Source organism: Paraburkholderia sediminicola, from assembly GCF_046026675.1.
Lineage (GTDB): Bacteria > Pseudomonadota > Gammaproteobacteria > Burkholderiales > Burkholderiaceae > Paraburkholderia > Paraburkholderia sediminicola_F.
Window position 1 is genome coordinate 1260566 of record NZ_JAQQEY010000002.1, and the last position, 10627, is coordinate 1271192.

The window sequence follows — 10627 nt, forward strand, 5'->3', positions numbered from 1 at the left end:
GTATAGGCCGCTCACCGTTTCTGGCAAGAAAAGCGCCTCTATCCCGTCTTGATCCCCATGTTCTGGCGCTCGCGGCGGCCAGACGGGGGGCGTGCTGTCCACATCCTTTGAGACACGACTAAACCTGGATATGAGTCGACCCTACCATTGGTCATTGCGGGCAACCGTATGTAGGGCTAGTTGGAGTATTTGCGGTGCGATACCTTGGAGCCATCACAGGGCCTGATCAATTGGGCACTGTCTCACCACTAATCGGATGACCAGATCATGATCAGCTCGTTGACTTCGCCCGCTGCGCACGTCGTCCAGCGGAGTCGGGGTAGCCCGATCGCCGTGGAGGATCAATGGCGCACGCCCGGCGACGCCGATGCCAGCGCGCGGCAGCGAAGGAATATTCTCGTGTCGCGCTGGACCCGGAACGATGCCCAGCCACTGGAGGTTGTCAATCCGGGCAGCGCCGCTCTCCATTGTGTCGCCATGAATCTGAAGTGCACGTCGCTGACGTTCGTTCACGCCGACAGGACGCTCGTGCGTGGATGGGTGACCGCGGGCGCGGTGCAGATCACCGCACCGGAGGTGCCATGCAGCGCCGTGTTCGAGTCGCCGGGTGACGTCCTGCATCTATTCGTCTCCCAACTGATGCTTGGCGAATGCTTCGAAGACATGTTCGGCCACCCGCATGCGGGCGATATTCGTATCGACGATCCGAAGCTCGTGCGCGATCCGGCGCTCGAACGTCTCGGTCAGGCGCTTGCCGTGTCGCAGTCTGACGACGCCGCGCTCGGCCGGGTTTTCACGGACAGCGTCAGTCTCGCAATCGTATCGCGCGTAATTGCACGTCACTTCACGGTTGCCGAACGGCAGACCCGCGAAGCGAGTGCATTGCCGCCGTGGCGGCTCAGCCGCGCGATTGATTATGTCGACGCGCATTTGTCCGAGTCGATCGGTCTCGCGGACATTGCCAGCAGTGCGGGGTTGACCCGCATGCATTTCGCTTCGCAGTTTCGTCGCGCGACTGGCATGCGTCCGCACGAATACCTGTTGCGACGCCGGATCGAACACGCACAACATCTTTTAGCCCAGTCGAGACACAACGTGCTCGACGTTGCGTTGAGCTGCGGCTTCCGATCGCAGGCTCACTTTACGACGGTATTCAAACGCCTGGTAGGGGAGACCCCATTTTGCTGGAGGAGGAATGCGAATGCCGATCGCTAAACAGATTCACGCGTTTCTGGAAGTCAGCGAAGTATTCCTGCGGCAGTCCGGAAATGGGCCATTCAATGACGGATTGTCGTCGCTGGAAGGCGTGGGAGGTGCTTGCGATGCCCGGACCTTGATGGCCTGCGTACTGCTCAACCGCAAGACCTCAGCCAATGGCGGTAACGGCGGCGGCGCCGTCCCGGCACGCCTCGCGGATGGTGCCTGAGCAGCGCAACCGGACGTGCCAGAGCTGCGGGATGGGCAGCCTCTCTGGAGCCGCCTCGATGATCAACTGGATTATCCGAAACAGGAGTGCAATCATGCTGGCGAATGCGAATTTCACCGATCCCTGGATGCAAACCCTCGGTTTGCTGTCTGTCCTGTCCGGCGGCACCGACGCCGGCGTCAACGAATTGGCCGCGGCGGTCTCCCGGAACGGTCGCAAGAATTGCGACCTGCCGGTGATGGGAAAACGCTTCGAAGTCCAGGTGCATGTGATCGACCGGCCGTCGAAGTCGACCGCGACGGTCATATGGCGCGACCCGACCCGCTGTTCCTATGGCGATCAGGTCTGGCACGCAAGCCGCGCGCGCGTGACCGGCGTTTGCGCCATGAGTGGACGCGGGATCCAGCCGGGCGACGCGATCTACAAGCCCCGGCCCTGCCGTCCCGTGCCGCTCAACTCCGGTGCAATGATTCTGCGCACCGTGCTCGACAATGCCGTCTCACTCTGAGCGGGACGCTTTAGTCGATCTGGCGGTCGAACGTTGCGTCCTTGATGATTGACGACTCGCTGGTCATGCTTGCAGCCGCACGTATCTCTATGCGATGACCAGCGAATCCGCCGGAGTGACAGCAGCCGCGAGATGACGGTTGGCGCCCGCCGCGAAGTTCATCGAAACAAATTGCGCATAGCGCGACGCAACCAGCCGCATGTCGGCTTTATCCCGCAGCTTGTCGGCGGCATAGGCGCGCGTGGATTCGAACAGCCGATACTTCGCTTCCGATTCGTCGAGAATGACGTTCACAAGCGATTTCGCCACCAGTTCTCCGATTCCATCGATCACATCCTCTTCGGGCAGTTCCGTATCGCACACGACGGCGCGCATCGAGTCGAAGGTGAATGGACTGTTGAATAGGGACAGGCGCTGGAACAGGCACTGAGCGGTTTCGCTCAGTAGCGCAAAGCTTGCATCAAACGTTGCGCGCAACGTTCGGTGGCGTGGCATGGCGGTGCGATAGCCGCCGGTCAGAATCGCCAAACGGTCATCCAGGCGCCGACGTACACCTTCGACGCCCAGCGCCTCAGCACGGCCCGCGGCCAGCTCGATCGCAAGCGGGATGCCGTCCAGTCTGCGGCAAATCTCGCCGATCAGCCGAACTTCGCCTTTATCGGCGCAGACGTTTGCCTGCAGCGAATTCGCACGCTGAATGAACAGGTCGACGGCGGGACTTCGCAGAATATCTGTATCGCTGGAATCGGCTTTCGGCACGTCCAGCGGGTCGACTTTGAAGAGCATCTCCGAGCGGATGCGCAATGGTTCCCGACTCGTGACCAGCACCCGCAGCGCATCGTTTTGCGAGAGCAACGGCTCGACGATTTCCGCCACGCTGCTGACAATATGCTCCGCGCCGTCGAGCAACAGCAGTCGTGGCGTTTCAGACAGCGCCGCCGCGAGAGACGGGACGGTAACGCTGCCGCTTTCTACCGGCAGACCACAGCTTTCCATGATCGCGCGCAGCACCGCTTCTTTTGTGTTCAGCGGAGTCAACTCGACGAACGAGACGATTTCGTCGAACTGGAAAGCCACCTGGTGTGCCACTTCAATCGCGAGACTGGTCTTGCCGACACCACCCGTGCCGGTCAGCGTGACGACCGGCGCTCGATCCAATGCTTCGCGCAATTGGCGGGTCGCAGCATCCCGTCCTACAAGCGCCGCGCGACGGGCCGGCAAGGACGGTTTCACCGTTGCCGGCGACCGGGGCTGTTCCGGCGCCGACTGAATCTGAGGCCGTGCAAGTTGGTATCCGCGGCCGGGCACCGTGACGATGAGGTCCCGATTCGCGCCGAGTACTTTGCGAAGCGCGGACATGTGCACATCGATATTGCCTTCTTCGACGATGATGCCTGGCCATACTGCATTCATCAACTCGTCTCGCGTCACCAGACGCCCACCTGCGGTTACGAGCACCGCAAGAATGTCGAAGGCGCGAGAACCGAGACGAATGAGCTGGCCATCCAGTTGCAAGCGACGCATTCCCAGATCAATGTCGAAACGTCCCAGTTTCATGATGGAGTGCCCCAATGTAGAAAAGTTAATGGTGTCCTGATCCGTCACCATCTATTCTCATGGACGTGCCCCTTGGTGCGTCAGTTAACCTTTGCTAAGAACCGTTAGCGGCCCCGCCAGGCGGGCGCTTGCGGCTGCGGCGGCGCGCTTTGCTACCCACCGCCAGCATTGCCATGCGGTCGTCCAGCTGGCCGCACATCGGGCCCGGGTTGGACTTCAGGCGCTTAATGCGACGGTCGCTCAGCCGCGTGTGAACCGGCCATTACCTTGCCGCGGAAGATGTAGTACTGGTAGAGGTTGTAGCCGATCATCACCGGGAAGATGAGTCCGATCCCGATCAGCATGAACACGAGAGTTGAGGAGTCGGATGCCGCTTCGACGATGCCGAGCCTGCCCGGAATGAAGTCGGGAAAGAGGCTGACCGCGAGGCCAATGAACGACACACCGAACAGGGCGACCGACGCGCGGAATGGCGCGCGCGATCTTCCCATCGAGAGCGAGCCCACGACGTAGGCGAATGCAAAGGCCGCGGCCGCGCCGAGCCCGATCAGCAGATGAAACACGCCGCGCTGGGTCCAGCGGTCATGGCCGACCGTGCTGATGAACCAGGTCGCGGCGGTCAGCAGCGCGGCCGCCGCGACCGTGATGAACGCGCTCAGCAGCGCGAGACGGCGCGCCCATTGTTCGAGTTCCCCCACCGTCTTGTTGATGAGGTAGGTCGAGCCGAGCAATGAATAACCGGCCACCACACCGACCGCCGAAACGGTGACGAACACGCTGCTCAGTTCGCCCGGCAGGAGTCCCGTGATGACCTTGCCGAGCACCACGCCCTGAGCGATCGCGGCGAGGAGACTGCCGATGCCGAACACCTTGTCCCACAGTGGACCGTGCGTTGCGCTATGGCGGAATTCGATCGCGGAGCCGCGCATGATCAGACCTGCGATGAGCGCCATGACCGGCAGATACAGATCCTGCAAAAGCTGCGCATACGCCTCGGGGAATGCCCCGAAAAGCGCACCGCCGAGCACGACGAGCCACGTTTCGTTGGCGTCCCAGACGTGGCCGATCGTCTGCACCATCACGTCGCGATCTTCGCGGCGCTTGCGTAGCAGGCTGAGTATGCCGATGCCGAGGTCGAAGCCGTCGGTGACCACGTAGAACGCCAGCATCAGGCCGATCAGGCCGAACCAGGTGAAGGCGAGCGTCGTGTGAATCGAATTGTCCATGAGATGTCCTCGTAACGGGAAGGGGTTAGTACCCGGTAACGGCCGCCGCTGCTTCGGCTTTGACTGGCGCGGGCGGGATCAACGTGAGATCGGGACCGGTGCGCAGCCAGTTGCGCGCGAGCACGAAGAAGGTGAGTAGCAGCACCACATAGAAGGCGAAGAACATCGCCATGCTCAGGGTCACCGACGTCGGCGCCACACCCGAGACAGCGTCTTTCGTGCGTAACAGCCCGTACACGACCCAAGGTTGGCGGCCTACCTCGCGTACGATCCAGCCGGCCTCGACCGCCGCATAGGGCAGGGGAATGCACAGGACCCATGCGAGCAGCAGCTTGCGTTGAGCGAGCAGGCGTTCGAGGTCGCCGTGCGTCTTGCGCAGCACGTATGCAGTCCAGAACGCCAGCGCCATGAAAGCGAAGCCGATGCCGGCCATCACACGAAACGCGTAATACAGCAGCGGAATCATTGGCGGCTGGTCGGCGGGCGGGAAGTCGGTGAGACCCTTGACCTGGCCGTGCAGCGTATGGGTGCTGAGAATGCTCAGCATGCCCGGCACTTCAACCGACCAGTCGTTGCGCTGCGCCTTCTGGTTCGGCCACGCGAGCAACGACCATGACGCACCGGTGCCGGGCTTGTTCGTCATCCAGTTGCCTTCAATCGCCGCGCCCTTTGCCGGTTGCGTTTTGAATACGCTGCCGCCGCTCGAATCGCCGAGCCAGATCTGGATCGGCGCGGCGAATACGAGCACCAGCAGCGCGATCTTGAATGAGCGTGCGAAGAAATCCGGATTGCGGCGTTTGAACAGGTTCCATGCAGAAATGCCGGCGATCACGAACATGCCGGTTTCGATCGCCGCGACCCACATGTGCGTGACGCCCCAGACCATATCCGGATTGAAGATCGCGGCAGCGTAGTCGGTCACGACGATCTTGCCGTTCTGGACCGTAATGCCCGCCGGCGTTTGCATCCACGAATTGGCGACCATGATCCAGAACGCGGAGATGCTGGAGCCCAGCGCGACCATCGAGGTGGCGAAGAGGTGCACGCCGGGAGGCACGCGTCCCCAGCCGCGCAGCATTATGCCGATGAACCCTGCCTCGAGCATGAAGGCCATCGCACCTTCGAAGCCGAGGATGTTGCCGAAGAACTGTCCGCTGTAACGGGAAAAGCCGGCCCAGTTGGTGCCGAACTGGAACTCCATCGGGATGCCGCTGACCACGCCCACCGCAAAGTTCAGCACCAGCAGCTTGCTCCAGAAGCGCGCTTGCCGGTAGTAATGGATGTTATCGGTGCGCAGCCACAATACTTCGATCAGTACGAGGAAGGCCGAAAGACTGATGGTCAGGATCGGCCACGTGATGTGAAAAATGGCTGTCATTGCGAACTGGGCGCGCGACAGATCGAGTACGCCAGTGAGATGCATGATGAACTCCCGCGGTGCGAAGCGTGACTTGACGTTCGTTGAGGAACATGAAGTGCAAATCATGGCTCGCTGTCGAGCGCGGCGCTTGTTCAAACGCCCGCTCGTTTCATATTCGCACGCCGATCGGTACGCGCGCCACGCACGCCGAATGCGGCGCCTTGTGTGCCGTGCATTTTCGAAACCGCGCAGGCGATCTGGAAAGATCGGCGGATCAGGTGGCCGAATAATGTTCTCAACACGCAGAGGCTGCATGACCGTTGGCGGCAGCGTCCCCGCGGTCTTCGCGTCAGAGTCCGAGAAGAAACCTGGAGAACCATCATGCGCTATCTGGACAATACACAAGACGACGTGAATCGGAGCGATCTGGCGTTTTTGCCGGACGCCGATCTGGCCGATATGAAGGAATGGCCTGCGTCCGATCTGCCAGCGTCTGATGCGCCGGCGCTCGGGGGATGGACACGACGGGTGGTCATCGCTACGGCCGTCTGGTCGGCCTGCGAGCTTCCATTTGAGGTCTGGTTCAGTCGCACCACACAGGAGGCAGTCTGCTGCGTCGCCGCAAAGGCGCTATGGCTAGCACTCGTGTCTTTCGTTCTGGCCGGAAGCCGTTCGGCGCGCATCGCCTACGCGTTTCTTTGCACGATTGGATTGATGGCCGTCGCATTCGGCCTGCCTGCCGAGTACCGGGTGTTCCCACTGGGATTCGTGCTGTCTTCGGTGGAGTGCGTATTAAAGGCAACAGCATTCGTTTGCCTTGTGTCCGCAGGCATCTATCCCGAGGAGGCGTGATCCTGCGAACGCATGAGAAAGTCATACCAAGGTGTGATGTGAGGACGCGGCCTGGTGTGGTTAATGTGCCGCGGATCGCTGCTGGCGGGTTTGAGCCGTGGCCCGCCACAACCGTGGGTACGTATCCCTATGGGTAATAGATCCGGATGATTTTCCCGATTAGTATGGTTCTAACGACGCAAGCCCCGCACCGGCCGCGTAAGTGCCAAGGGTGCAGACTTCGAACGTGCCCGTCCCGCTAATCAACCAGGCGTGAGTGCAGCATGATAAAAATCGGTCGAGTAACAGTGTCGCTGGACATGCGCGAGGTCTACCTGGATGATCGGCTGGTCCAGGTCGGGTCAAGGGCATTCGATATCCTCGAACTGCTGATCCTGGCGAGGGGCAAGACTGTCACGAAAGACGAGATTCTTCGACGCGTGTGGCCGAATTCGGTGGTGGAAGAAAATAATATCCATGTGCAACTGTCGGCGCTCAGGAGGATCCTGGGTGCTGACAAACAGGCGATTCGCACGATCTCGGGGCGGGGCTACCGGCTCGCCATTCCAACCGAAGGCAATGAGCCGGCTGCTCTCGCCGGAGCCGTTCAGGGCGGACAGGCCGGCGCGGCGCGCGTGAGTGGTCTGCCGGTTTGCCATGCGCCATTGATTGGGCGCGGCGGCGCAATGGCTGAAATCACGCGGGCCTTGAATGGGACGCCGATTGTCACCTTGCTTGGGCCGGGGGGCATCGGCAAGACGCAACTCGGCATCGCGGTGGCGAGGTCGATCGCGGCTGCGTCAGACAGGGAAGTGTGCTTCATCACACTGGCCGCGGTGGAGAATGCCCAGTGCGTTGTCAGCATGATCGCCGAAGCGCTGGGCGTCGGCCGTGCCGATGGCGATGTTCCGCTGCAGTCGCTCGTCGCCGCGGTCCAGGGGCGCAAATTGCTGGTCGTGCTGGACAATTGCGAGCATGTGATCGAATCGGCGGCAATTGTGTGTGAGTTGCTCGTCCAGGCGAGCGCGGACCTGCGCATTCTGGCGACGAGCCGCGAGCCGTTGCGAACTCGGGACGAGAAATTCTATTGGGTCGCGCCGCTTGACACGCCGGGTGCCGAGGCGGGCTCGGAGGCAATTTCAGACTGCAGTTCGGTACGGATGTTTCTGGCGCAGATGCGCGCACTCAATGCCGGCGTTGACACCGACCCTGGCAGCCTCGAGATGGTCGCGACAATCTGCCGCCGGCTCGACGGCTTGCCGCTTGCTCTCGAACTGGCAGCGGCCCGTGCGGCAGTGTTCGGCATCCGCAAGACGGTTTCCGAGCTCGACGACCGGTTCCAGTTTCTGACGGGTGGCCGTCGTACTGCGCCGCCACGGCAGCAGACGCTGGAGGCTACGCTCGACTGGAGCTATCAGCTTCTCAGCGCAACGGAGCGGATCGTGCTGCACCGGCTCGGTATTTTGCCGGCAAGGTTTTCCCTCGATGCGGCCTGTGCCGTTGCTGCCTGTCAGCGCCTGTCGCCCGCCGAAGTGACAGAGGCGATCGTCGGCCTTGCCTCCAAGTGCGTCGTCATGACTACCTTCGACAGCAGGGCCAAAGCATATTTCCTGCTCGAATCGACACGTGAATATGCCCTGCGCAAACTGTACGAATCGGACGAGGCAGATGACGTGCTGACAAGAAACGCGGCCTATCTGGCTCGGTCTTACCAGCAGCCTTACGAGCGCGGGTTCAGGCCGGCGACGCTTAGCAGCAGCCTTGCGGCGAAATCCGCCGCAGCGCGGTGAAGTGGGCGGCAATGAGGCCTGGAGAGGGCCTTTCGGAGCCTGGCCTCATGTACCATGACGGCACTCAAATCCCAATCTTTCTGGAATCTGAAATGCCGGGTCCTTCGCAGCACGAGTCGATGGTGTATGTGATCGACGACGAAGAAATGGTGCGCGACGCGCTATGGCGCCTGCTGCGCTCAGCGGGTTTCAATGCGCAGGGTTTTGCGTCGCCCGCAGAGATACTGTCAAAAGATTTGCCCAGCGTGCCGATGTGCATCCTGCTGGATATGAACCTGCAGTCCACAACTGGCTTCGACGTCCAGAGCCAGCTCGCGCAGAAGGGCGTGCAGGTGCCGATTATTTTTCTGACCGGGTACGGGTCCATTCCGATGTCGGTGCGTGCGATCAAGGCGGGCGCGCATGAATTCCTCACCAAACCGATCGACGACGAAGAACTGCTCGACGCGGTCAGGCGGGCGCTTGCACAGGACGAGGCCAATCTCGCGGAGCGCGCATTCAACGCGGAGGTGCTGCAGCGTGCCGCGTCGCTGACGCCCCGTGAAATGGATGTCTTCGAACTTGCGGTGGAAGGCAGGATGATCAAGCAGATCGCGCATGAACTGGGCACGCAGGAGGTGACGGTGAAGGTGCATAAACGGCGCGTGATGACCAAGATGCGGGCAAAGACCCTCATTGATCTGGCAAAAATGTGGGAATTGATACGTCGGACGCGGTGAGCATCCTGATGCAGTAAATGTCGCGCCGGATATTTGTCTCTGTTACTACGTCGGCGCAATTGGAGTATTAGCAGCTATGAGCTTTGTTTGCATCGTCGACGATGACGCCTCGGTACGAAGTGGCGTCGGAAACCTGCTTAAGGCAGTGGGTTATACGAGTATGACTTTTTCGTCGGGAGAGGAATTCCTCGCCTCCCCGATGGTCGACGATGCGCTGTGTGTTTTACTCGACCTTAGAATGCAGGGCATGCAGGGTCTCGAAGTGCAACGGCAACTGAACGCGGAACAACGGCGTATCCCGGTCGTGTTCATGTCCGCACATGGCGACGACGAGTCGGTGCAGCGGGCGATGGAACACGGCGCGGTCAGTTTCCTGCGCAAACCCTTTGCGGAAGAGGTATTGCTCGATTCGATCGAGCTTGCTATCGGGCGCAAGAGCGGGGCGCACTGAACCCGGGTGGGCCTGGACGCCGGGGCGATTGGGGAGGGTTTTGGAGTTCTCGAATTAAAATGAAAATCTTGCTCGTCGAAGATAACGAACAGGTCGCCGGGTTTCTGAAAAAAGGCCTGATGGACGCGGGGCATGTGGCCGATTACGCGGACAACGGCCGTGACGGCATGCTCCTCGCTGAAAGCGAGACCTATGACGCCATCATCATGGATCGCATGCTTCCCGGCGGTATCGACGGTCTGGGAATCATCGCAAGCTTGCGCGCAGCGGGAAATCGCGTACCCATTCTGATCGTGAGTGCGCTAGACGAGGTTGACGAGCGGATTCGCGGGTTGAAGGCGGGCGGCGACGACTACGTCGTCAAGCCGTTTGCGTTTGGCGAGGTGCTGGCGAGACTCGAAGCCTTGGTGCGCCGCTCGGACGAGAGCTACGCGGAAACCGCGCTGAAGGTGGGCGATCTCTCGATCGATCTGCTCTCGCGCAAAGCGGCGCGCGCCGGCAAGCCGATCGCGCTGAAGCCGCGCGAATTCAAGTTGCTGGAATACCTGATGCGGCACGCCGATCAGGTCGTCACGCGTACCATGCTGCTCGAAAATATCTGGGACTATCACTTTGATCCGCAAACGAACGTGATCGATGTGCATGTGAGCAAGTTGCGTCACAAGATCGATGCGGGGTTCGAGCGGTCCTTGCTGAGGACGGTTCGCAACGCGGGCTATGTGTTGACGGCGAACGATTAGTCCGACAGTGGCGGGTGGG

General features: G+C 61.0%; 11 protein-coding genes. 8 read left to right on the forward strand and 3 right to left on the reverse strand.

From position 1 onward, the window contains the following. The first annotated feature begins 267 nt into the window (after positions 1-267). The 3 genes from PQQ86_RS25505 to PQQ86_RS25515 all read left to right on the forward strand — a co-directional run bounded on the left by PQQ86_RS25505 (position 268) and on the right by PQQ86_RS25515 (position 1934). A complete protein-coding gene (locus PQQ86_RS25505; protein ID WP_408273227.1) occupies positions 268-1215 on the forward strand; it encodes a helix-turn-helix domain-containing protein in 948 nt (315 codons plus the stop codon). Then, positions 1202-1426 carry a hypothetical protein gene (locus PQQ86_RS25510; RefSeq protein WP_408233522.1) on the forward strand — a complete coding sequence of 75 codons (225 nt, stop codon included), beginning with the start codon at positions 1202-1204 and terminating at the stop codon, positions 1424-1426. Before PQQ86_RS25505 ends, PQQ86_RS25510 begins: the two co-directional genes overlap by 14 nt. Positions 1427-1520: 94 nt before the next feature. Then, positions 1521-1934, forward strand: coding sequence for a DUF3331 domain-containing protein (locus PQQ86_RS25515; RefSeq protein ID WP_408273231.1), 414 nt, complete (start codon positions 1521-1523; stop codon positions 1932-1934). Positions 1935-2021: 87 nt separating this feature from the next. Here the strand turns inward: PQQ86_RS25515 and PQQ86_RS25520 are convergent, their stop codons facing one another. From PQQ86_RS25520 to PQQ86_RS25530, 3 genes are all read right to left on the reverse strand, one after another. Next, entirely contained in the window at positions 2022-3491 is a 1470-nt protein-coding gene (locus PQQ86_RS25520; RefSeq protein ID WP_408273233.1) for an ATP-binding protein, read from the reverse strand. Between the two features lie 224 nt (positions 3492-3715). Continuing rightward, positions 3716-4717: a cytochrome d ubiquinol oxidase subunit II gene (locus PQQ86_RS25525; RefSeq protein ID WP_408273235.1), complete on the reverse strand. Its 1002-nt coding sequence runs from the start codon at positions 4715-4717 to the stop codon at positions 3716-3718. A 25-nt stretch (positions 4718-4742) separates the two neighbouring features. Next, complete coding sequence (locus PQQ86_RS25530; RefSeq protein ID WP_408233510.1) at positions 4743-6140, reverse strand: cytochrome ubiquinol oxidase subunit I; 1398 nt, start codon at positions 6138-6140, stop codon at positions 4743-4745. Positions 6141-6458: 318 nt separating this feature from the next. Here PQQ86_RS25530 and PQQ86_RS25535 point away from each other — a divergent pair, with 318 nt between their 5' ends. From PQQ86_RS25535 to PQQ86_RS25555, 5 genes are all read left to right on the forward strand, one after another. Beyond that, entirely contained in the window at positions 6459-6929 is a 471-nt protein-coding gene (locus PQQ86_RS25535) for a hypothetical protein (protein ID WP_408233507.1), read from the forward strand. 287 nt (positions 6930-7216) lie between these two features. Beyond that, the gene (locus tag PQQ86_RS25540) at positions 7217-8698 is read left to right on the forward strand and encodes an ATP-binding protein (RefSeq protein ID WP_408273238.1); all 1482 of its coding nucleotides are present in this window, start codon (positions 7217-7219) and stop codon (positions 8696-8698) included. Continuing rightward, a complete protein-coding gene (locus tag PQQ86_RS25545; protein WP_408273240.1) occupies positions 8695-9417 on the forward strand; it encodes a response regulator transcription factor in 723 nt (240 codons plus the stop codon). The genes PQQ86_RS25540 and PQQ86_RS25545 overlap by 4 nt, the downstream gene beginning before the upstream one ends. 76 nt (positions 9418-9493) lie before the next feature. Further along, positions 9494-9868 carry a response regulator transcription factor gene (locus PQQ86_RS25550; protein ID WP_154558256.1) on the forward strand — a complete coding sequence of 125 codons (375 nt, stop codon included), beginning with the start codon at positions 9494-9496 and terminating at the stop codon, positions 9866-9868. Positions 9869-9927: 59 nt separating this feature from the next. After that, positions 9928-10608: a winged helix-turn-helix domain-containing protein gene (locus PQQ86_RS25555; RefSeq protein WP_408233497.1), complete on the forward strand. Its 681-nt coding sequence runs from the start codon at positions 9928-9930 to the stop codon at positions 10606-10608. Positions 10609-10627: the final 19 nt, after the last annotated feature.